This window comes from Chitinophaga polysaccharea, from assembly GCF_902150045.1.
In the GTDB taxonomy this organism is placed as follows: Bacteria; Bacteroidota; Bacteroidia; order Chitinophagales; family Chitinophagaceae; genus Chitinophaga; species Chitinophaga polysaccharea_A.
The window spans coordinates 439,938-464,656 of record NZ_CABFVU010000005.1 but is presented as its reverse complement, the minus strand read 5'-3'; the positions used below and the strand labels follow the sequence as shown (position 1 = coordinate 464,656).

At 50.4% G+C, this 24,719-nt stretch carries 14 protein-coding genes; 8 read left to right on the top strand and 6 right to left on the bottom strand.

Annotated features, from left to right (window positions below):
* Positions 1 to 16 precede the first annotated feature (16 nt).
* Both FN124_RS29910 and FN124_RS29905 read left to right on the top strand, forming a co-directional pair.
* Positions 17 to 1,204: a DUF4998 domain-containing protein gene (locus FN124_RS29910; RefSeq protein WP_142688468.1), complete on the top strand. Its 1,188-nt coding sequence runs from the start codon at positions 17 to 19 to the stop codon at positions 1,202 to 1,204.
* An 11-nt stretch (positions 1,205 to 1,215) separates the two neighbouring features.
* Positions 1,216 to 2,565, top strand: coding sequence for an alpha-L-fucosidase (locus FN124_RS29905; RefSeq protein WP_142688467.1), 1,350 nt, complete (start codon positions 1,216 to 1,218; stop codon positions 2,563 to 2,565).
* A 311-nt stretch (positions 2,566 to 2,876) separates the two neighbouring features.
* Here the strand turns inward: FN124_RS29905 and FN124_RS29900 are convergent, their stop codons facing one another.
* The gene (locus tag FN124_RS29900; RefSeq protein ID WP_185937461.1) at positions 2,877 to 6,887 is read right to left on the bottom strand and encodes a hybrid sensor histidine kinase/response regulator transcription factor; all 4,011 of its coding nucleotides are present in this window, start codon (positions 6,885 to 6,887) and stop codon (positions 2,877 to 2,879) included.
* Between the two features lie 206 nt (positions 6,888 to 7,093).
* On the opposite strand from FN124_RS29900, the gene FN124_RS29895 reads away from it, so the two are divergent.
* The 6 genes from FN124_RS29895 (at position 7,094) to FN124_RS29870 (ending at position 18,926) form a co-directional block, all read left to right on the top strand.
* Positions 7,094 to 9,721, top strand: a complete 2,628-nt coding sequence (locus tag FN124_RS29895) for a glycoside hydrolase family 2 TIM barrel-domain containing protein (protein ID WP_142688465.1) — start codon at positions 7,094 to 7,096, stop codon at positions 9,719 to 9,721.
* A gap of 29 nt (positions 9,722 to 9,750) precedes the next feature.
* On the top strand, positions 9,751 to 12,078 hold the full coding sequence (locus tag FN124_RS29890) for a T9SS type A sorting domain-containing protein (protein ID WP_142688464.1): 2,328 nt from the start codon (positions 9,751 to 9,753) through the stop codon (positions 12,076 to 12,078).
* Between the two features lie 28 nt (positions 12,079 to 12,106).
* Positions 12,107 to 15,226 carry a SusC/RagA family TonB-linked outer membrane protein gene (locus FN124_RS29885; protein WP_142688463.1) on the top strand — a complete coding sequence of 1,040 codons (3,120 nt, stop codon included), beginning with the start codon at positions 12,107 to 12,109 and terminating at the stop codon, positions 15,224 to 15,226.
* Between the two features lie 16 nt (positions 15,227 to 15,242).
* Positions 15,243 to 17,048, top strand: a complete 1,806-nt coding sequence (locus FN124_RS29880) for a RagB/SusD family nutrient uptake outer membrane protein (protein ID WP_142688462.1) — start codon at positions 15,243 to 15,245, stop codon at positions 17,046 to 17,048.
* 30 nt (positions 17,049 to 17,078) lie between these two features.
* Complete coding sequence (locus FN124_RS29875) at positions 17,079 to 18,122, top strand: DUF5013 domain-containing protein (RefSeq protein WP_142688461.1); 1,044 nt, start codon at positions 17,079 to 17,081, stop codon at positions 18,120 to 18,122.
* Between the two features lie 99 nt (positions 18,123 to 18,221).
* Positions 18,222 to 18,926: a 3-keto-disaccharide hydrolase gene (locus FN124_RS29870; protein WP_142688460.1), complete on the top strand. Its 705-nt coding sequence runs from the start codon at positions 18,222 to 18,224 to the stop codon at positions 18,924 to 18,926.
* Position 18,927: 1 nt separating this feature from the next.
* Here FN124_RS29870 and FN124_RS29865 read toward each other — a convergent pair whose 3' ends face one another.
* The 5 genes from FN124_RS29865 to FN124_RS29845 all read right to left on the bottom strand — a co-directional run bounded on the left by FN124_RS29865 (position 18,928) and on the right by FN124_RS29845 (position 24,697).
* Complete coding sequence (locus tag FN124_RS29865; protein ID WP_142688459.1) at positions 18,928 to 19,956, bottom strand: MlaD family protein; 1,029 nt, start codon at positions 19,954 to 19,956, stop codon at positions 18,928 to 18,930.
* Positions 19,957 to 19,959: 3 nt separating this feature from the next.
* Positions 19,960 to 20,733 carry an ABC transporter ATP-binding protein gene (locus tag FN124_RS29860; RefSeq protein WP_260607620.1) on the bottom strand — a complete coding sequence of 258 codons (774 nt, stop codon included), beginning with the start codon at positions 20,731 to 20,733 and terminating at the stop codon, positions 19,960 to 19,962.
* A gap of 2 nt (positions 20,734 to 20,735) precedes the next feature.
* Complete coding sequence (locus FN124_RS29855) at positions 20,736 to 21,530, bottom strand: MlaE family ABC transporter permease (RefSeq protein ID WP_142688458.1); 795 nt, start codon at positions 21,528 to 21,530, stop codon at positions 20,736 to 20,738.
* Between the two features lie 203 nt (positions 21,531 to 21,733).
* A complete protein-coding gene (locus tag FN124_RS29850) occupies positions 21,734 to 23,788 on the bottom strand; it encodes a TonB-dependent receptor (RefSeq protein WP_260607619.1) in 2,055 nt (684 codons plus the stop codon).
* Positions 23,789 to 23,881: 93 nt separating this feature from the next.
* A complete protein-coding gene (locus FN124_RS29845; protein ID WP_142688457.1) occupies positions 23,882 to 24,697 on the bottom strand; it encodes a serine O-acetyltransferase in 816 nt (271 codons plus the stop codon).
* Positions 24,698 to 24,719 lie beyond the last annotated feature (22 nt).

Here is a 24,719-nt window from a genome sequence, read left to right as displayed (position 1 = left end):
ACCTAAAAAAAATTCTATGCGCATACTTCATTATATACTACTTGCCAGCGTGCTGCTCATCAGCGCCTGCACCAAGCAGAACGACTATAAAAAATACCTGGGCAACGGCGAAATACTGTATACCGGTAAAGCCGACTCCCTCCTGGTACATGCAGGCCGTAACCGCGTACAGCTATCCTGGCTGCTGATCTCCGATCCGAAGATCAGTCGCGCCAAAATATACTGGAACAACCGGAAAGACTCCGCCCAGCTGGATATTAAACGCACCAGCGGTGTAGATACCATCCGTTACATTATCAGTAACCTGGAAGAACGGGCCTATACCTTCGAGGTATACAACTTCGACCGCGACGGCAATACCTCCGTTCGCTCTGAAGCCACCGGTTTCGTATACGGTAGCTTTTATGAAGAGGCCCTGCTGACCAGGGCTTTCAGCAATGCAGAAATGAAGAACGGGCAGGCGGAAATAAGCTGGGCCAACATCGACACCACCGGCGGTATCATTGGTATGCAGCTGCAATACACCAGCAGCGACCATGTAGCCCACGATACCATCATTGCCGCCGAACCGGAAGCACAGGTAACCGTGCTCCCCAACTATCTTTCTATGAGCAGCTTCCGCTATCGCACTTTATACCAACCCGATAAACTGGCCGTAGATACTTTCTATACCCCCTTTGAAACAAAAGCCGTAAAAGAGGATATCACGCAAACGTATATACGTAATCCCGGCTCGCCGTTTGAACTGGATAATAATAAACCGTTTGGCGGCCGCTTCGGGCAGGTGAAAGACTGGCAATACAACGCCGAAGCAGAAAAGAACGGCACCTACGATAACATCGGCGGCACCGGGTGCCTTACCCTCTGGATCTGGGACAACGGCCCCATCACCAACGGTAAGATATACCAGACCTTTACCCTCCCGGCAGGTGAATACCGCTTTGAAGCAGAAACCTCCAACATCGACAACACACTGGAAAATACCTGGCTGCTGGTAGCGGCAGGCAATACCCTTCCTGATGTGGAACAGGTAAACACAGCGCTCGGCTCCGCCAGGTTCGTAAACAACAATAATAAATATGCATCCGCAGCTTTTACGCTTACAGCGCAAACCACCGTTACCATTGGGTTCACCGCCACCCTTTCCAATCCATCACAACAAACCATCCGTATCAACAAAGTATTACTCATCAGAGATAAATAGCAACTAATATCATGAACAAACAACTGAGGAAACTAGGGATCATCCTGCTCTTATGCAGCCCAATTGTTACACTGCAGGCGCAGGAGAAAAAAAAGATAAGCCAGGAAACAGCGGCGCAAAAAGAAAAACGCATGGCCTGGTGGACGCACGACCGCTTCGGTATGTTCATCCACTGGGGCCTGTATGCACTGCCTGCACGCCACGAATGGGTGAAGCACAACGAACGCCTCACCAACGAACAATACCAGAACTACTTCGACCTGTTCAACCCTAACCAGTTCGATCCCAAAGCATGGGCCAAACAGGCAAAGGCGGCAGGCATGAAGTACGCCGTGCTCACCACCAAACACCATGAAGGCTTCTGCCTGTTCGATTCAAAGTTCACTGACTACAAAGCCACCAACACACCCGCTCACCGCGACCTGGTGCGTGAATTCGTAAACGCATTCCGCGCGGAAGGCATCAAGGTAGGCTTTTACTATTCTTTAATCGACTGGCACCACCCGGATTTCACTATCGACGGCATGCACCCTCAACGCGTGGATAACGGCGCCGACAGCACCTACGCCCGCCTCAATAAAGGCAGGGATATGAACAAATACCGCCAGTACCTGCACAACCAGATCACGGAACTGCTCACTCAATACGGCAAAATAGATATCCTCTGGCTCGACTTCTCCTACCCCGGCAAAAACGGCAAAGGCAAAGACGACTGGGATGCCGTGAACCTGCTGAAAAAGATCCGCAAACTGCAACCCGGCATCATCATAGACAACCGCCTCAACCTGGAAGAATATGAAGACGGCGCCGACTTCCTCACCCCCGAACAGGTGAAAGTAGAAGAACTGGCACAGTACCGTGGCAAAACATGGGAAACCTGCCAGACCTTTTCCGGCTCATGGGGCTACTACCGCGATGAAAACTCCTGGAAAAGCACGCACCAGCTGCTGGAGCTGCTGATAGGCTCTGTAAGCGGAGGCGGTAACCTCATCCTCAACGTAGGCCCCACCGCCCGCGGCGTGTTCGACTACCGCGCGCAAAATGCCCTCGGCAATATTGGCGAATGGATGAAAGGCAACAGCGAATCCATTTATGGCTGCACCTATGCACCGGATAATTTCAGCACACCGAAAAATACGATGCTTACTTACAATCCCGGTACTAAAAGATTGTATGTACACCTGCTCGGGTACAGCAGTAAATTATCATTACCCGGGTATAAAGGCCGCATTAAATACGCACAGCTACTGCATGACAACTCCGAGGTGAAGTTCACTGCCGATGGGGATGATATTGTACTGACGCTGCCGGAGAAGCAGCCTAATGTAGAGATCCCCGTGGTGGAGCTGGTGCTCAATTAGGATGGCCTGGCGCCTTCGGCGCCTGTGCGAAGGTTGTCTGACTCAGGATTATGATGATTTCGCTGATTATTACTTTTGGGATTTTATTTTATTTATTTCAGGGGATAGAAGTGTTTTTCTTCTATCCCTTTTTTATATAAAAGAATCAGCGTAATCATCATAATCCTGAGTCAGACAACATCCGCGGCAGGCAATGAGTTAAAAACCAACTTATCCCAACGGTGGATTTTATATTCCACACCTGCCTGCTCGCCTATGTGCGCGGTCGTGAAAGCATTACCATTAGGCGGAAAGTAATAACACGCTGTACTTTATTCCTGCTTACGATAATCCTTGGGGGCCAGTCCGTAAGTGTCTTTAAAATATTTATTAAAGAGATGATAGTTGGATATACCCACTTCCGCCATCACTTCTGAAATTCTCATAGGTCCTTTTTCCAGCAGTTGTGCAGCTCTTTGCATCCTGATTTGCCGGATCAGTTCTGAGGCTGTTTTACCAATGATGTCGTGCAGCCTTCTGTGCAGGTGCATCCTGCTCAGGGCGGCTTCCCTGCTCAGGGCTTCCACACTGAAACCCGGATCGGCAATATTCTTTTCTATGATGCTTATTACCTGTTTCAGTAATGCAGCATCTGCATCGGGTACCTCCACCAGGCCGGGCCGGGCAATATCTTGCTTGTAAATGTTGGCCACCAGCTGCTGGTCCGACTGAAGGATATTGTTGATCTTGAGCAACAGCAGGCGGTAGTCGCAGGGCTTGCCTATAAAATCATCCGCACCCGCTTCCAGTGCCTCCTGCAACGCTTCATTATTGCTGCGCACACTGTGAATGATCACCGGGATATGCCTGGTGCCGGCGTGGCTTTTCAGCTGCCTGCAAAGCGCAATGCCATCGAGGCGCGGCATCATCAGGTCGGTAAGGATCACGTCCGGCTGGTACCTGATGGCATATTCCAGGCCGGTTTGCCCATCGCGTGCTTCATATACCTCGAATTGTTCGCTCACATGTTCGCGGATATATGCCAGCTGTTCTTCATTGTCTTCAATAATTAAAAAACTGCGGCGGTGCTTATCTTTTTTTACGGGGATGGAAGCCAGCTGGGATTTATCAGTTGTTTTAAATATTTCGGCGGGAGGAAAACTGTGCAATCCTGCCGGGAAAGATATTTTAAAGGTAGCGCCTGCGTTTTCAACAGAAGTAACCGCTATGCTGCCATGATGCATTTCTACCAGTTTTTTGGATAAGGCCAGGCCTATACCACTGCCAAAACTGCTTTGCTTTTTTCCCTGGTAAAACATATCAAAGATCCGCTCTATCTCCTGCGGATCAATACCAGTGCCGGTATCACGGAAAGTAATGTGCACCACGGGGTTCATGGTGGTGGCTCCTTCGATGGTCATGCTTACCTGTACTTCCCCGTTTTCGGGAGTATACTTAAAGGCATTGGCCAGCAGGTTGAAAATTACTTTTTCTATCTTGTCTTTATCATACCAGGCGGAAAAAGAGAGGTGGTCAAAATCAAAAGTGTAGCGGATGTGTTTTTGTTCGGCGGTCCAGTTGAAAGCGTTTTTCACACCGGCCACCGTTTGTACAATATCCCCGTTGGTAACAAAAAGACTGCTGCTCTGGGATGATATTTTGCGCAGGTCCAACACCTGGTTGATCAACGTGGAAAGCCGTTGGGTATTGCTGTTGATCAGCTCCAGCCGGAAACGGGTGAAGTGATCATAGTTTGCCGCCTTTTCCTGCAGCTCCCGTACAGGGCCTGTGATCAGGTTTAACGGTGTTCTCAGCTCATGCGTGATATTGGTAAAGAAGCCCAGCTTAAGCTCGTTGAGCTCCGTCACTTTTTCTTTCTCCATCTTTTCCCGGTATACCTGTTCTTTCAGGGCATGTTTGGTTTTAAAATGCCGTACAATGAACAGTACCAATGCGGCCAACAGCAGCGCATATATTCCTTTTGCCCACCAGGTGGCCCAGGGCGCAGGTTTTATGACGAAGGTGATCCGTTTATAATGTTCATTCCACCGCCCGTCGTTGTTGGATGCGGTGATCAGGAATTCATAGGTGCCGGCGGGCATGTTGGAATAGGCCGCAAAACGCTGGCCGGCATTGGCAATGATCCAACCGGGATCGTATCCTTTCAGCATGTATTTAAACCGGTTGTTTTCCGGAACGGCGTAGTGCAGGGAGGCGAAGCTGAGCAGGAAATTATTTTCTTTATAAGAGAGGATAATTTTATCGGTGTTATTAATGTCTTTTTCCAGGATGACCCGGTTGTTTATTTTTTCTCCTGCCTGCACGGGCTGGTTGAATATTTGCAGACCGGTAAGCGCCAGTTGGGTGGCGAAAGGATTATCCTGTATATCGTCCGGGTTAAAATAGTTGAGGCCATTGATGCCGCCCACATACATGATCCCTTTGCTGTTCCGGTAAACGGCTTCTGTGAGCGTATTGCTTTGGAGGCCGTCTTTATAGGAATATCTTTTTACTTCATTCCGCTGCGGGTTGAATTTGAATAATCCCTGGCTGTTGCTCAGCCAGAGATTTTGTTTGTCGTCTTTAAGAATTCCCAGGATCTTGCGATCTTCCAGCATACCATGAGTAATATGGCTGATGCGTGCAATACTTCCCTGCGGGTTTAATTGCACGCGGTCAAGGCCCGCATCAGTGCCCAGCCACATGATGTTGGAGCTGTCGCGGTAAATGCTCCAGATATAATTACTGGTAAGACCGTTGCCTGGCTGCTGGTGATAAGTGCTCACCTGGTATTGGGCATTGTTATAGGCGATCCTGTTAAGACCACTGCCTATAGTACTTACCCACATCACGGGAAACACGGGATCTGCATACACAAGGAAGGTATATTTGGAGCTGAGGCCTTCCTTTACATTTAAGTTGGTGATTTTCCCGGTCGCGATATCATAAATATAAACGCCTTCCCAGGTGGTAAGCCAGAGGCGGTGCTGCTGATCTTCTGCAATGGCGTGGATATTCAGCCCGGGCAGTTGCAGTACAGGCTGCGCGTTTTGCCGGATGCGGTATAAGCCGGCAGAAGTGCCTATCCACTTCTCACCGTTGGCAGCGGTAAAAATGGAAGAGATCCATTGTGGCCCTATGATGGCATCATAGCTTTGTACTTTTTTTTGCTGAAGATCATAGCTGAACAATCCTTCCGTGGAAGTGCCCACCCAGATACGCCGTCCGTCGTCGCACACGGCGGTAACAAATTTTCCCTGGTAGCCTGATTCGCCGATGTGGTCTGTCATCAGCGGGTAGAAGGGAAAAAAGTTTTTGATAGACAGGTTGGCATAGTTCACTCCTTTCTGGAAAGTGCCTGCCCAAAGCACATTGGACCGGTCTATCAGCACCGTGCTGATCGTGTTTTCTGCGATGTTGCAAAAAGGCTGTGAAGTGGCGTACCTTTTCTTTACACTGGGATTTCCGCCGGCATCAATATGCAGCTGGTAGAGCCCGCGCATACGGTGCGCAATCCAAAGGTCGCCGTACTGGTCTTCCTGTATGCCCGTTACTTCCCCTGGTTCTTTCAGCGGGAATAAATGATACAGTTGCCGGTCGATATGTGTATAGGGATATTCCGCTCCCTCCAGTGTGATCCTGGAAAGCTGGTCGTTTTCTCCCAACCAGATATGGCCGTGCCGGTCTTCATACACAGCGCTTACCACTGCGTTGCCTATCTCCTTAATGGGAATGCAGATCGGGTCCTTTCCGCCCTGGCTGAATAAAAGCCCGTTGCCTGTGGCCAGCCACATATTGCCTGTTTTATCACAGATGATCATATTCACCACCTGCTGCGGGAGCAGCTTTTTCAGGATACGGTAATCAGGGCCCAGCACCGTTACCCCGTCTGTTGTGCCTATCCACAGGTTGCCCTGCCGGTCGTTGCTGATACTTTTGATATCATGTTCATACGGATGCTCGTTTACAGAAAGATGGGAGAACCGGTCGTGCACCGGGTCATAGATATTCAGTTCCCCGCTTTGCGTACCTATTATTATATGACCGTTCACATCTTCATACAAACATCTCACGCGGTTATCGCTTAAACTGTTCTGGTTAGCCGACTCATGTCTCCTGGTGGTGACCGCAAAACCGTCGTAGCGGTTCAGCCCATCCCAGGTGCCTATCCATATAAATCCTTTTTTGTCCTGCAGGATACAGGTCACGGAGTTTTGAGACAACCCGTTGTTCACCGACAGGTAATTAAAGAAAACATTCTTCGCCGTATCGGGAACGGCGGTTCCAAAAATGACGGTATGGCATAGCAGCAGGAATAAAAAAAGTACGCCCTGTTTTTTCATAAAAGTGGAATATAAATATTGGACCCTGGCGCTAATATAAGCCATAACCATTGCTCCCGGCGGTTTTTGTTACAAAACAGCAGGTTTTATGTTACATATCTGCCAACCTCCCAGGCAATAGTTCGATAATATTGTCCGGCAGTATACAGCTGCCAGAAAGTCCCTGATTTTTTTATCAACCACGTAATATAAACAGCGCAGAAAAAATGAATTGTAAGTCCACGTTATTATTATTGGGCTATTTGCTGACCGGCGGTATTGCCACGGCGCAACAGCAGCAAAACAACCCGGTGACCGGCAGGTTTTCCACCGCAGGGTTTTACAGTATTCCCGGCAGTCCCCGCAAGGTGTATAATTTCAATCCCGGCTGGCGGTTCTACAAAGGCGATGTGAAAGGCGCCGAATCTCCCGCATTCAACGACAAGAACTGGGAAATAGTAAATGTGCCGCATGGCCTGGAAGTACTGGGAGAAAATGCCAGTGGTATGCGTAATTACCAGGGGCCGGCCTGGTACCGCAAAACGTTTGTAACACCAAAAGGTGCACGCGCCACCAAGCAGGTGATATACTTTGAAGCCGTGATGGGCAAATCCGTGCTGTGGATCAACGGGCATAAAATAGCTGATCATTTCGGGGGGTACCTGCCCTTTTCCGCCGACATCAGCGCATACCTGAACCCGGAAGGGCAGTTCAATGTAATGGCCCTGCTGGCCGATAATTCCGACGATCCTTCCTATCCGCCCGGCAAACCGCAGGACGCACTGGATTTCACTTACCTGGGAGGCATTTACAGGGATGTATACCTGGTACAAACCTCCCCTGTTCACGTCACCTTTACCACGCAGAGTAAAACCATTGCAGGCGGCGGTGTATATGTGGCCGTAAAAGATGTGAACGGCAACAACGCGCAGCTGGATGTAAAAACAGAAGTGACCAATGAAGGCAGTGCTGCTGCCAGTGTAACCCTTCGCAGCACGCTGGAAGATGCTGCCGGCAATGTTGTTCTCCGGGAAGAGAAACGTTTTAACCTGCCCGCCGGCGCTACCCGGGAACTGGTGCAGGAAATGAATCCACGCAATGTACATCTCTGGCATCCCGATGATCCTTACCTGCATTTTATCAGGACGGAAGTGATACAGGAGGGCCGCGTGGCCGACAGCTACCGCACCCGTTTTGGTATCAGGCTGTTCGAGATGCGCGGCAACGAAGGTTTTTTCGTGAACAAACAATTCATAGGTCATAAGCTATCAGGCGTAAACCGCCACCAGGATTATGTGTATGTAGGCAATGCCTTACCCAACTCCGGCCAGTGGCGCGATGTACAGCTGCTGCGCGAAGGAGGCGTTAATATTATACGCGGGGCGCATTACCCTATGGACCCTGCCTTTATGGATGCCTGCGATGAACTGGGCATGCTGGTAGCCGTGGCTACGCCCGGCTGGCAGTTCTTCAACACCAAAGACCCGCTGTTTGAAAAACGTATAGGCGAAGACGTGCGCAACATGGCGCGGCGGGACCGCAACTATGCCGCCACTCTACTTTGGGAAACAGCCCTCAATGAAACCGACGACCAAACCATTTCCATGATGAAAGAGCAGCACCGCATCACCCATGAGGAAATGCCTTATCCCGGCATCTTCACGGTGTCTGATGTGGACAAGGCAAAGCTGGCGGGATTCGACTTCTACTACCACGGTGGTATGGAAGAAGAAAAATGCTCCTTTACCCGGGAATACGGCGATGGCGGCGAAGTAGAGAACTTTTACTCGCAGAACGCCATGACCCGTGTTAAACGAGAATGGGGCGAACAGGCGCTGCTGAACCAGGCAAGCGTCCGGGCGAAAGGTCTGAATGGCATTTATGGCACACCGCCCAAACGTATTGGCGCCGCTATCTGGTGCGGTATTGATCACCAGCGGGGCTACCACCCGGATCCCTTCTGGGGCGGGCTGCTGGATGTATACCGCATGCCGCGCTATTCCTACTACCTGTTCAAAAGCCAGTACGATCCCGGCTTCCGGCTGAAAGGCATTTCCACCGGGCCAATGGTGTACATCGCGCATGAGCTTACACAGGTATCCGGCAGCGATGTTACCATTTACAGCAACTGTGATGAAATACGACTTACCTGGCTGGGAAAGGTGATCGGCACACAGCGGCCTGACAGTTCCATGTACACTATGCCACACGCGCCATTTGTGTTCAGGAATGTATTCAGGTATCACGATATATCCACGCACTGGCGTAATAAAAGTGATAAAGTGGAAATGATCGCCGAAGGCATCATCAACGGGAAAGTAGTATGCCGGGAAGTAAAAAAATATGCAGAAAGAACTACCGGTATTAAGCTCACCGTTGATTCGGCGGGTATAGGGCTTAGCGCCGACGGCGCGGACCTGGTGCCGGTTAGGGCTACTATTACAGACAACAAAGGCATTCCAAAAGTGCTTGCTTCGGAAGAAGTACATTTTGAAATATCCGGCAACGGCAGCCTTATTGGCGGAACAGTGAACAATATCAATCCCATGAAAACCCAGTTCGGCACCGCTACCATCCTGGTAAGAGCAGGCACACAACCGGGCCTTATCACCATTAAAGCGTATGCCGACGGGCTGAAAAGCGACGCCATTACCATCCGTTCAGCCCCTTCGCCGCTGCCACTGCTTTATTCGGAGAGCGCCCCGGCGCAACCCGTATTGCCGGCTGCATCAATGAAAGAAAACCTGCTCACCAATACCGACCTGGAAAAACTTAAAGATGAAAACGCCCGGCTACGCCAGCAGATGACCAGCAAAGAACAGGAAATAATGGAAATGAGAAGCAGGATCAGGTAGCCGTAATCACCATCATCAATAATTCCACTATGAAAAAAAATTTATTGCTCATTTTCCTGTCTGTTCCTTTCTCCGCAAGCGCACAGTACAGCATTGCGCGACTGGACTCCCTTATCCGGAATGCTGCGGCAACGCATCAGTCGACCGTAACAATTCCCCCTGGCGAATACCGGGGGAATACTTCCGGCAACAGCTTTATCTGGATACAAAATACCTCTAACCTGCACATTGTGGCAAACGGTGTGCGGATGGTCTGTGAAAAAAGAGTAAGGGCCCTGGAGTTTACCAAATGCGCCAACATCACGCTGGAAGGGCTCACCATCGATTACGATCCGCTCACCTGCACACAGGGCGATATTGTAAATGTAGGTAGCAATTATGTAGACATTAAGATCCACCAGGGCTATCCTGTACAGCCCTGGAGCCGTTTGGATATTATTGACCCCGCAACCCGTTACCGCAAACGGGGAAGCATTTTTGCATGGAATACTTCAGCACAGATACTTGGGGGCGATACCGTTCGTGTTACCAATACAGATAATCCCAACATCACCACCGTAGCGCAGGTAGGCGATATGGCCGCCATATCTGCCGGTGCGGAAGGCGGAGGGGCGCCGCATACACTGGTGCTTTCAGACTGCCAGGGTGGTATGGTGCTGAGGAATGTGACCGTAAACGCCGGTCCTGGTTTTGGTATTTTTGAATCCGGCGGCGCAGGTGGCACCTTGCTCGACAGCTGCCGCGTGGAACCGGGGCCAAAGCCCGCAGGCGCAACGCAGGACCGCCTACTCTCTGTTTCCTGGGATGCCATCCAGCATAAGCTTACCCGCACTGGTCCGGTAGTGCAGTACTGCACGGTAAAGAGTGCCGGCGACGATAGCTGGAGCGTTACCTGGGACGGCGATTATCAGATCTCTTCCGGTGGCGGCAACAGCATTACCGTTACACCCGACAACCTGGAGGTAGGCGATTCATTACGCACCTCCCTCTCTTCCGATGTAGTGTATGTAACCGCTAAAACCGGCTCCACGCTTACGCTGAACAAAACCTGTCCCTGGAGCACCGGCACACATGTCTATTCCCCCAGCAGGCGATGCGAAAACTTTATCCTGCGGAACAACTACTTCCACAGCACCGGAAGAGTGCTTGTAAAAGCCGGTCACGGGCTGATAGAAAATAACACCTTTGATAATACGCACAGCGGCATAACCGTGCATTCAGAGCAGGGAGCCGGGCATGTTACCGGCATGAGCAATCTGGTGATCCGCAACAATGATATTATAGGCACCGGTCATTTTATGTCGGCCTGGTGGAATGTACAGGCAGGAGCTATCTGTATCCTCAATGCTGCAGACACTATATCGCCGGCAGGAACCTTCGACAGCATCCGGGTGGAAAACAACCGGTTCACGGATATTTCCGGCGTGAATATCGTAGTTACCTCCGCCAACCATGTGCTGATCAAAGATAACAGCTTTTACAGCACGGGGATGACCACTCCCAACCAAACCGGTGGCCAGGCAGGCATACCACAGCAAACGGTGGTGTACCTGAAAAACTGCAGCGATGTTACGCTCGACAGTAACCGCGTGCATACCTCCGGGCTGGATTCACTGCTGATAGCCACCCGTATTAATAACCTGGTGAAATTGCGGAGGGGTATTTTCGATGTGAACGGGCAACCATTCAGTAACGTTACTCCCTATTGCTGTAATAACGGCGGCGGTAAAGCATTCGACGGCAATACCGCATCATGGGTGGATGCAGCTGCTGCCAACGGCGCTTATACCGGTATGGATTTTATTCAGCCTGTAGTGCTGGACAGTATCCGGTTTTACCCTAGAAGCGGTTTTGAGTACCGCATGAACGGCGGTAAGTTCCAGGGCTCCAATGATAATATCAGCTATACCACTATTTACACTATACCTTCCAATCCGGCCCCGGGCTGGAATGTCACAACAGTGAGCAGTAACTACCAGTATGTGCGTTACCTCAGCCCGGATGGTGGTTTCTGTAACGTAGCAGAAATTGAGTTCATTAAACATAGCGGCAACAGTTCCGCTACGCGGCCTGTATTAACAGGCAAATTTAACAACCGCTCCTCTGCAGATAATATACAGGCGTTTCCAAACCCGGTAGGAAATACCCTGTATCTCACGGGGCTCAACAGTAAGAACAACCGCTGCATGGTTCTTCTGGCCAATGTTGCCGGGAAAGTTATTTTCAACCGGCAGCTTGGCACTACATCAGCAACAGCCATACATACAATAGATCTTTCCGGAGTACCAAACGGCTTATACCTTTTGAAAATCATTATGCCGGGATCAACCAGGATTTTTAAGATAGTGAGGTTATAACTATTCCACCGCCTAAATATTTAACGTTATGAAAAACGCAGGAATCCGCTCCTCGTGGGCTACCGCCTTTATATTTACCATGTTGTGCCTTGCAACATTTTTTGTAAAGGCAGCACCGGCCATGCTTCAGCAGGCAAAAGATACGGTGATTACCGGAACAGTGACCGATAAAAACGATGATACGCCGTTGCCAGGCGTATCCGTAAAAGTGCCTGGCACGGGCATCGGTGTTACTACTAACGAAAAAGGCAAATATGCGCTGAAGGCGCCGCGCAATACCAGCGCTCTCCTTTTCTCCAGCATTGGTTACAAACCGCAGGAAGTAGCCGTTATCAACGGGCAAACGCATATCAGTATTTCATTGGAGCCCGATGTGGCTTCGATCAACGAAGTACAGGTGGTAGCCTATGGCGTGCAAAAGAAGGAAAGCGTAGTAGGCGCTATTTCCACCGTAAAAGTAAAAGACCTGAAAACCGCGGCGCCACGGTCGCTCGCCAATGCCCTCGCCGGAAAAGTGGCAGGCATTATTTCCGTGCAGCGCAGTGGGGAACCAGGTAAAGATGATGCACAGTTCTGGATCAGGGGTATCAGTACTTTTGGCGCAGGCTCCCAGCCTTTGGTGCTGGTAGATGGTGTGGAAAGACCGCTGAACAACGTAGAGCCGGAAGACATTGAAAGCTTTTCAGTTTTGAAAGATGCTTCCGCTACTTCCGTTTACGGTATCAGGGGCGCCAACGGCGTAATCCTTGTTACCACCCGCAGGGGCAGCGTAGCCAAAGCTTCCATCAATTTCAAGTATGAAAAAGGCGTGCAGAATGCTACCTCCAAACCGAAATACGTTGACTCCCCTACTTACCTGGAACTGCTCAACGAAGCCAACCTGGCTACCAATCCAAACTATGTAACGCCTTACACCGAAGAGGTGATCAATAAATACCGCTCAGGAGAAGACCCTGTGCTTTATCCCAATGTAGACTGGATGGGATTGATGATGAAAAACTTTGCCAACAGCCAGCGCGCCACGCTGAACGTAAGCGGTGGTACTGAAAAGGCGAAGTACTATGTAGCCGGCAGTTACTACGATGAATCCGGCGCATGGTCAACCGATGCACTTACCAAATATGATTCGCAAACAAAGCTGAAGCGGTTTAACTTCCGTTCCAATACCGATCTTGACCTGCGCAAGGATCTGCAGCTGAGCCTTGGATTAGGCGGATATCTTACACTCAGTAATTATCCCGGTGACGGTAACACCGATGCGGTATGGTATTATATGGGATTGGCTACACCTGCCAAATACCTGCCTGCTATACCGGATCCTGTTTATCCGGATAAAAAAATATATCTCAACAGCGGTGGCGGCGGTAACATCAACCCATTGCAATACCTGGAAGACAGGGGTTATACCAACGCCTGGAACAACACCCTGCAAACGGATATTGCCCTGAAATACGATGCAGCAGCAATCACCAAAGGGCTGAAAGGAGGCATTAAATTCGCGTACGATGCCTATTCACATAACCAGATCCAGCGTACTAAAGGCGGCGACCAGTGGACCATAGTGCCTCCCGGCCGCGATGCGGATGGTAAACTGGTGCTGCAGAAAATTTACAGCGGTACTACCAGCCTTGGCTATACGAAATCGGCCGGCGGCAACCGTCGTATCTATTTCCAGGGAGATATTAACTACGACCGCCAGTTTGGCGACCACCGTGTTGGCGCACTGGTACTGTATAACCAGCAGGACTACCAGGATGCCGATGCTGCCAATGCTATCAACGCCATCCCTTTCCGTTTTATGGGACTGGTGAGCAGGCTTACCTATAACTATCGCTCAAAATATTATGCAGAAATAAACGGCGGGTATAATGGTTCGGAAAACTTTGCAAAAGGTCATCGCTTCGGCTTATTTCCCTCCTTTGCTGCAGGCTGGATGGCTTCAGAAGAGCCCTTTTTTAAGGCGCTGGTTCCGGAGAAATGGATCACCTACCTGAAATTCCGCGCTTCTTACGGTATTAAAGGCAATGACCAGATCGGCGGCAGAAGGTTTGCCTATCTCACCACTGTTGGGCCTGGCTATGGCGGCTATGTAATGGGCTATGATGTAAATACCAACTGGGGCAGCGTAGGCGAAGATGAATGGGGCTCCAATCTTACCTGGGAAAAAGAAAAAGAAAAAAACATGGGCGTGGAAGTACGCTTTCTCAACGGCTTCTACTTACAACTGGATTATTTTGCCCGTCACCGTACAGGCATTTTCCAGCAACGTAATTCATTACCATCTATTATAGGATTAAAGAACAATCCCTGGGGTAATATAGGCGAATTCAAAAATGCCGGTATGGAAGCTACTCTGGAATACAGCCACCGCTTTGGAGAAGTAAATGTATCGCTGCGCGGCAACTACACCTTTGCGCGCAACAACCTGCTCAATAACGACGCGCCTGATGAGCTGTATACCTACCAGAATGCCAAGGGCAAAAGACTGGGACAGCCATTCGGACTGCTGGCGGAAGGATTATTTACTTCTGAAGATGATATCAAAAGCTCCCCGGAACAAACCTTTGGTACCGTACGCCCCGGCGATATCAAGTACCGCGATGTGAACGGCGATGGCGTTATCAATACCTACGACCGGGTGGCTATCGGCAACCCGTCCACGCCTGAAATGGTGTATGGCTTCGGAGCCTCCGTTAACTGGAAAGGATTTGATATTTCCGTGTTCTTCCAGGGCGCAGGCAATATGGACTTTATGCTGGGTGGCGATGGATTTTTCCCATATCGCAGGGGAGAAGAACAAGGCAATGTAACCTGGTATGCCACCAACAGATGGACGCCTGAAAACCCTGATCAGCATGCACTGTTCCCGCGGCTGAGCGCAGGCGACAATCCCAACAACTACCAGGCCTCTACCTGGTGGCAGCGTAAAGCGGATTACCTGCGACTAAAAACAGCGGAACTGGGTTATACCATTCCCAGGCCCTGGCTGGAGCGCCTGAAGATTTCCACCTGCCGGCTGTATATGTCTGGACTGAACCTCTATACCTTCAGCAGTTTCCGTTTCTGGGACCCTGAGCTGGGCAGCGCCAACGGCGGCGCCTACCCTATTCAGCGCATTATTAACGGCGGTATCAATATCAACTTCTAACTAAAAAAACAGGATCATGCCAATAAGAAATATAAGTATTGCAGTATGCCTGCTGGTGTTAACATCCTGCAGTAAATACCTCGACAAACAACCCGACGATATGCTTACGATGGACGATGTATGGGCATCGCGCCCGCAGTCGCAGGCCTACCTGGGCAGTATCTATTCCTTTATTCCCGATGAAGCAAAAATGCAGAATAATTACAACCTGCTGGGCATCTGCGATGAAGGCGATTTTATATGGGATGCTGCCTGGGCAGGCCAGATGAATATCGGTAACTGGAATGTAAGCAGTGGCTACTATGATAAATGGAAACCTTTTTACCAGGGCATCCGCTCCGCTTCCGTATTTATTAATAACATTGATAAGAATAATGATCCCACTCTCAGCATCGAGATCCGCAATAGCTGGAAACAGGAAGCCAGGGCGCTGAGAGCCATTTACTATTTCTACCTGGTTCGCCAGTACGGGCCGGTGATCATTCTGCCCGAAGCCACCATTGATGTAAACGCCACCAATGCAGAACTACAGATCCCGCGTAATTCATTTGATGAATGCATTAACTACATAGTGAGTGAACTGGATGCTGTACTGCAAAGCCCCGACCTCCCGGAAACATTTGTGAACGACAAAGACAAGGGCCGTATCGACAAACGCACGGTGATGGGCTTCAAATCGCGCGCCCTGCTGCTGGCCGCCAGCCCGCTCTGGAACGGCAATGCAGACTACGCCGGGTTTAAAAACGCCGATGGCAAACAACTGGTGAGCACCACCTATGATGAAACCAAATGGAAAAAAGCCGCGGCTGCCGCCAAGGCGCTCATAGACCTGATGCCGGCAGGACTTTATAAAAAGGTAGCACCTGGCACCAATACATTTGATCCTTTCATTTCCGTACGTGATGTATTACTGGACAGATGGAACCAGGAAGTAATTTACTGCCGCCCGCAAATGGCTTCCAGCAATGCTGCCGACGGATGGGAAAGACACTGTGCGCCCCGCTTTGTGAATGGATGGAACGGCGTAGGTATTTCCCAGCAAATGATAGATGCCTTCTTTATGATCAATGGTAAAAAGATCAGTGAAGCAGGATCCGGCTACAGCGAAACAGGATTTGCCGCGGCGCCGGGAAAATATACCAAAGCAGGGATCTTTAACATGTATGTGAACAGGGAACCACGCTTTTATGCCGCCGTGATGTATAACGGGGCCGACTGGATCTACAAGGAAAACGGTAAACCTGTGCAAACAGTGCAACTATATTTCACCGGCAACTGCGGTAAGCAGGCATCGCACGATCATTCTGCTACCGGCTATCTCTGCTGCAAAAATATCAGCCCTAATTCCAATCTCGTGGAATGGACCGGGGCGCTCCGTTCGTTGGTGATGATGCGTCTTGCTGAAATTTATCTCAACTATGCAGAAGCGCTCAATGAATCCATGAACGACCAGAGCAGCCGCGAAGAAGCCGCGCATTATATTGACCTTATCAGGGAAAGGGCCGGCCTGCCTGCACTGGAAGCGGCAAAGAAAGCCTCCAGAGAAGCGCTGCGCACCGCCATCAGGGATGAGCGCCGCGTGGAGCTGGCCTTTGAAAACTTCAGGGCCTGGGATACCCGTCGTTGGAAAATAGCAGAACAAACAGACGCCGCACCACTCACCGGCATGAATGTAGACGCCGGTAAAAACCTGGCAGATCCTGCATTCTATAAACGTACCCTGATCGAAAAAAGAGTATTTAAAAAAAGCTATTACCTGTGGCCCATCCCGCAAAGCGAAATAGTACGCAACAGGGCCTGTGTACAAAACCCCGGCTGGTAATTTTTACTTATTCACCCAAAAACTTACATCATGAAAAACATGCCTTTTGCCTTATTGCTCTTATCGCTTGCCGCCTGCAAAGTGGATACGCTGAAGGATATCAAAGCCAGGGAACCATCGGTTAGCCTGGTACAAACAGGCCAGGGAAGTGTAAGCCTGAAACCGGAAGACCTCAGCATCGACAAAACCAACCTGTTGGTGAGAAAAACCCTGGGCATCAGTTATGCCGCCTACAGGGGAAATGAAACATTCAATGCCACCGTAACGCTCAGCTCCAGCGATATGCCCGATGGATACGAACCATTTGCCGAAGGCGAATGCTTTATCAGCACAACGGCAGATGGTAAACAAATGAACGGCGCCATCACTATTCCTGAAGGCGCCAGGAATACGCCTTTCTATTTCAATGTCACAAAAGCAGCCATAGATACACATCCCGGTAAAAAACTAGCTGCCAAGATCAGGCTCACCGGCGTTAGCGCCTATAAATTGAACACCCAATCTGATTCCGTATACCTGCTGATGGATATGAATGATTTCGGGTCGTTAAAAACAGAGGTCACCGCCAGTTACTTTAAAAATGCAAACTTCGGCCCCGTGCCCGGCGCTTCAGGGCGGTTTGTGAACTTGGCCGACTGGACAGCCAATACAGCGGTGACCAGTTCCAGGGCCACCGGCGCCGGTTTTGATAACAACGTGGGTAAATTTGGTATTGAACGCTGGAGCAGCAGTGATAATCCCATCATCAACGGGAAGATCTTCCAGACCTTTATGCTGCCCAAAGGGAAGTACCAGATAGACGTATCTATGGCCACTGTAATCCCGGACCGTGACACATATGTAGCCGTGGCCGCCGGCGCCACCCTTCCGGATGATACAGGGATTGCCTCCGCCATTGCCAGCAAACTGATCACAACGGAATATAACAACGGCATATTATCGCTGCCGTTCACCAATCCCGCTGACCAGCAGGTATCAGCGGGTTTCCTGCTTAACTTCGACCAGGGCGTGCAGAAAGTACTACAAGCCAGCAATATTAAAATATACCAGATAAAAAGCCTGTTCGATCAATGAACAGGCTACCATTAAAAAGAACAGGATATCATTTTAGCGGGGAGCCCGTGGAAATGAATTCATATATTTATCTTTTGAAGATCCTGATAAATTTCCTTTATGAAGAAATACCTTTTCCATTCCCTTACCGCTGCCGCCCTGCTGGCCGCCTTTACCAACGTAAACGCACAAACGCGCAGCCTGTTCAACTTTAAAGACCTGAGCGGATGGCATATTGATGTTCCCGCCATGGATAAAGACCCCAATGTGAAAAGCCCGTTCATTATAAGGGACGGCGTTTTTGTAAGCCTGGCCAATCCGCAGGGGCATATTATTACAGACAACAGTTACGAAAACTTCCGCCTGGAAGTACAATACCGTTTCCCCGGTAAACCGGGCAACTGCGGCGTACTGGTGTTCGCTTCCACCCCGCGGGTGTTATATGGTATGTTCCCGAAATCTATTGAGGTACAGCTGCAGCATAATGATGCCGGCGACTTCTGGTGCATTGGGGAAGATATTACCGTACCGGATATGGAAAAACGAAGGGGGCCTAAAAGCGAATGGGGCGCGGTAGACGGCAAGCAACGCCGCATTATTAATCTTACCGACAATTCCGAGAAGCCGCTGAAACAATGGAACACCATGATCATTGAATGCGTGGGTAACGCCATTAAAGTATGGGAGAACGGCGACCTGGTAAACTATGGCACCAACGCTACTGCGGGTAAAGGACAAATTGCGCTGCAGGCAGAAGGCTCCGAAGTGGAGTTCCGTAAGGTAGCCCTTACCCCTATTACCGCTTTCTCTGAAAAGGGACGCTGATCTATTTCTGTTGCTGGGCCTGGCGCTCAGCCTTTTCTTTTTCTTTCTGGGCTTTCTTTTCCCGTTTGGCCTGTTTACGGAAGTAGCCACGGAACAGGAAGTTGTTCCTCAGCGCCAGCATATTGGTATCCAGTTTCTGTGTGCTGCTTTCCAGGTTATAGATGGTTTCCTTAAAGGCATCCGCCAGCAGGGTATCTTTCAGGAGCATGCCTACCGGCGCTTCGGGATCATCGAGATTAGCGCGTACGCCCTGGCTGGCAAAGCGCAGGTCTTCCACCGTTTTATTGGCATTGGCGGCGGCGCTGTTCATTTCGGCAACGGCTGTACGAAGTTGGGCAAATACCACGGTGTCTGTTACCAGGTCGTTGGACAATACCCCTTTGGTTTGCAGTTTGGATGCGTATAAAGACAAAGCCCCGGTAAGCCGGCGGGTATTTACTACCGCATCGTTGAGGCCGGCCATGGTGGTGTTCAGGTTTTTGTAAATGGTGTCTTCCGTGAGTAACCTGCCCAGGGTGCCTTTTCCATCTACGATACCTTTGGTGATCGTTTTCAGGTTGTTGGTGATTTCCACCAGGCTTTTATTGTTCACCTGGAGGGTGCTCATGATCTCTTCGGTGCTCAGACCGCTCACTACATGCAGCTGATCGCCGTCTTCGATCACCGGCATGTTGGGCGTACCGCCGGAAAGCATCACTATCTTATTTCCCATCAGCCCTTCGGAGCTGATACGGGCTTCCACATCTTTATGGATAAATTCCTGCGAGGCTTCATCAATATTCATGACCACCAGGATCTGGTTGGTTCTCACAAAACTGATCTTCTTTACGGTACCTATCTTCACCCCGGAATACAGGATATTCCGGCCTACGGACAAGCCGTTCACATCTTTAAAATAGGCCTTCACCTGGATAGACTTGCTGAATAGTTTCTGTTGCTTGCCCAGCATCATCACTGCGGTAACAAAGATGGCAAGTCCTACAAATACAAAGATGCCTACAATAACGGCGCGTTTTTTTCCTGCTTCCATAACTTACTGTATAAAATTATAGTCGTAAAAACTTTTAATAAGTCCATCCTTCTCACTGAATACTTCTTCAAAGCTTCCATGGCGGATAAACTTTCCTTCATCCATTACCGCTATCCTGTCGCCCACCTCTTTGGCGCAGGTAAGATCGTGGGTAATAATGATGGAGCTGGTATTGAACCTTTCCTGTACGGCCACAATCAGTTTATTCAGCTCCATACTGGTGATAGGGTCCAAACCTGCAGTGGGCTCATCGTACAGCATAATTTCCGGTCGCAGGATGAGGGTGCGCCCGATGCCTATTCTTTTCTTCTGGCCGCCGGATAATTCGGAGGGCATCTGGTTAATGGTTTCCGGTAGCCCGATAGCGTCCAGTACAATATCGATCGTTTTACGGATCTGGTCTTTTGTCATTTCCCGGTTGTTGCGTTTCAGGGGGAAGGCGAGGTTTTCTCCCACCGTCATACTATCATACAGCGCGCTGCTCTGGAAAGAGAAACCTACTTTGAGCCGCAGCGCGCGCAGGGCGGCATCTTTGAGCTGGTCTACCTCTTCCCCCAGTACGTTTACGGTGCCGGCATCCGGCTTCAGCAGTCCTATGATAATTTTTATCAGCACCGATTTACCCGTACCCGAACGGCCCAGTACCACTACGTTCTCCCCTTTGTGAAGATCCAGGTCGATGCCCTGTAATACATGTTTTTCTCCAAAAGACTTATAGAGGTTCCGGATACTGATCACGGTTTCATTCATATCTATCTGGTGACCATTTGTTTTCATGACTAGCGGATGGAATTAAACACGTGAACAATAATTACTTCTTCTATAAATATGAGGAACATGGATACAATTACCGATACATTCGCTGCCTTACCCACTCCTGTAGTGCCCTGGCTGGCGTTAAAGCCCTGGTAACAGCTTACTATGCCAATGGTAAATCCATACAGGATAGCTTTGGTAAGCGCGGTGGTATAATCCAGGAAAGTGATCTGTGCAAAGGCGTTATCAAAAAATGATACCAGGCTGGTTTGTTCATGCGCATGCACATCGAAATAAGAGCCGAGGCAACCAATGAGCGCATTGTAGAACATGAGCAGCGGCAGACAAACCGTCATAGCAATAACGCGGGTAACCACCAGGTAACGGAAAGGGTTAATGGCAGATACCTCCATGGCATCGATCTGTTCTGTTACCTTCATGGAGCCCAGTTCCGCGCCAATGCTGGACCCTACTTTACCGGCGCAGATCAGTGCGGCAATGAGCGGGGCCAGCGCTCTTACTACTGCAATGGCCACCAGCGACGGCAGCCAGGCCGTAACCCCGAACTCTGATAAGGTGGGGCGCGACTGTTCCGTGAACACCACACCGGTGATGAACCCCGTTACCGTAACAAGGGCAAGCGACTTATACCCCACCTGGTAACACTGGCGTACAAACTCCCCCCATTCAATCGGGGGGCGGAACGCCTCCCTGAAAAAGCGGGCAATAAAGACGGCGATGTTATAGAACTGGAGAAAAAAGCCATCAATTTTTGCGGTTATGACCGGCTTATCCGATTTTCCGTTGGTAGAATTCATCTTCTTGTAAATGCTTACCCACTTATTACAATTCTATGCCGCTTTTGTTAAATGGGCAGATGTTAATGTCAGGCCCCGCTTTGGTACGTATTTTAAACCGGGGCCGTTGTAATGTGGTACCTGTTGCGTGAGGATGTAGCTGCACAATACGGCTATTATATTCCCCAACTGCAAAAAAATATTATTCATGAATAGTTGGATCATTACAGCTGCATGCTGATGCCGCCAAAATAATTCCGTTTTGGCGCGGGATTGTAATAGCGTCCGCCAAAGGCATTGAGATCGTTGCCCAGGCTGTAGTTTACATTCAGCAGGTTATCTGCCCCGGCACGTATGCTGATATTGCAGCGGGAACGCAGCGGTAGTTTCCAGCTCACATTGGCCTGCAGCAAATGATAGGCGCCGGCAAAGGCGGTGCTGGCATCGTTCAGCGGGATGCTGCTGGTAAAAGTATGTTGCGCGTATAGGGATACTGCCGCGGGGAACTGCCATAGTAAACTGCTTACCAGTACATGCTGCGGCACGCCGGTGAGGGCATTGCCGGAATAGTCTTTTCCATCGGCGCTTTGGTAATGGCTGAACCGGAAGTCGCTCAGCGTATACCCTTCCTGCCATTTAATACCGCGTAATACGCCGCGGCGCGACGGCTTCATCAGCCACCACATGCCCTGTACTTCTATACCTTTTTGCTTAACGCCGCCGGCGTTGATGAAATACTCCTCGCCGCTGTCGTGCTGCCGGAGCACAATAGCGTTCTGCATCTTATAATAAAAGAACGCCGCGTCCAGCATAGCGCGGTGGTTGCGGGTGCCTGCCCGTATGCCGGCTTCATAGTTCCAGCCGGTTTCCGGTTGCAGGGCGGTGTTGATCACGTTATCGGATGCACGAACTTCCGCGGTGGCCGGCGGGGAATATCCCCGGCTTACCGTAACCCGGCCTGATACCTGTGGCGTAAACAGGTACGACAGCGAGAAGCGCGGCATCAGCTGGGGCGTGAAATTTATTTTCGTGTGGCCGTTGCTGTTGTAGCCGTAGCCATAATAATTTAAACTGGCCGCCGCCTCGAATGTAAAGGCATTTACATTGGCCTGGAAGCGGGTAAAGAAAAAATACTGGCTGGCTTTCAGTTTATCGGCGGCGATCATTGTATCGCGTTTGCCCTGCCTGTTACCATAATTAATGACATCGGTAGTGGTTTGCTGCCATTCTGCGCCGTTCAGCCATTTCCACTGGAAGATGGAATTACGTTGCGGATCGTTGGTCCATTGCAGGTAGGTGCGGAAGCCGGCGGTATTTTCATCCCGGGCTTCGTAGTTGGTGATAAAGGGATTTTCGAAATGAGTGGTAGCCCCGAACACCGACAGCACATGTTGCAGGCGTGGTGTGAACTGCGCTTCGTGGATGAGCCCTCCCTGGAAGGTGCGGTTATAGATGCCTGCCTTTTGCGCCACTGCGCCGGGAGTAGCCGGTGTGCCGGGCCTGGCCGCGCGTGGATTGGCTTCGCTTTGCGCCAGGGTGAGCCCTCCCGGTGTGCGGTACGCGAGGTCAGAATAAAACGCCAGCAGCTTGAGGGTGTAGCCGGGTTTGTATTCCCAGCGCTGGGCTGTTTGGGTATAAGAGCGTTTCATGGCGGTATTTTCCCGGTAGCCGTCTGCCCGCTGGTAGCCCTGGAACACCTGTACCTGGTAGTTGCCAAACTGCCGCTGCCAGGCTACGCTGCCATGGAACAGGCCATAGCTGCCTCCCTGCAGGTTCAGCTGCAGGTGTGGCGTGTCTGCCGCGGCGGGGAAAAGATCGAGCCGCACCACGCCACCGGAGTTGGCCCCAAAGAGGCTGCCATCAGGGCCTTTCAGTATTTCCACGCGGGTTACTGCATCTGCGTCTGCCAGGTTGAGATAAGTATTACCTCCTGCATCCGTAAGCGGGATATCATCTGCATAAACTTTAATATTCCGGATGCCAAAAGGAGAACGGAGCAAACTACCCCTGATGGATAAACGATAACTGCCGGGCGATCTTTCCTCCATTCGTATACCCGGCACCGTATTTATGGCCGGCAGCAGGGAGGCGCCTTGCTGAAGCTGCATATCGGCGGGCGACAGGATACTCACGGCGGTGGGTACACGCTGCAGCGAGGCTTTTGAGTAATAGGACTGCACCACTACCTCCGGCAGCTGTTGCAGGGTATCCTGGGCCTTTAGCCCGGAAAAGGATAGCATGGTTAATACAATGCCCGGAGGCAAAACGCTCATTCGCATGTCGGTAAGTCTTTTTCCGCCACAGCCGGCGGTCTTCTTCCAGCTTAAGATATAAATATTTCTGCGAATGCCGCGGGGATTTGTGGGGAACCGTTATACGCTGGTTTTGGTGGTGATCCTCACCTGGTGGGTGTTAAACACCTGCGAGTACGGGGGAACGCTTTTCGTGATAAAAACGCTGCCGCCAATGATGCTGCCCTGCCCGATCACTGTGTTGCCACCCAGGATGGTGCTACGGGCGTAGATGATCACATTGTCTTCTACCGTAGGATGTCTTTTTACATCCGACAGCTCCTTGGTCACATGCAGCGCGCCCAGTGTTACGCCCTGGTAGATCACTACATTGGAGCCAATGATGCTGGTAGCGCCTATTACGATGCCTGTGCCGTGGTCTATAATAAAAGGTACATGAATGGTGGCGTTGGGATGAATATCGATCCCGGTTTTGCCATGCGCGTATTCGCTGATGATACGCGGCAGTACCGGTACATTCAGGCGGGTGAGCCGGTTGGCGATGCGGTAAACCGTGATGGCATAAAACCCCGGGTAAGACACGATCACCTCGTTCACACTGGTGGCCGCCGGGTCGTATTCATGTATTTTTGCTGCGTCCTGGCGAAGATGCTGATAAATGGTTCCCAGCGAGTTATAGAAGTCATTTACAATTTCTTCTATAGGTACCTCCCGTGGGTCAAGGTAACTTAGCAGGATGTTCTCCAGGTCTATCTGGTTCTTTTTTAAGATGCCTTCATAGGAGGTTTGTTTGGGGAGATGATTGCCCGGGAATAAAAAACCAACCAGGTCGTTCAGCCAGGCGATGGCATCCTGTGCCGCCGGGGTAGCCTCCCATTCCGCATGATGCGTTTTACGGAGCAAACTGATTAATGATTGGGTATGCCTGGTATCCATATACAGTTGTGGGATTTACCGG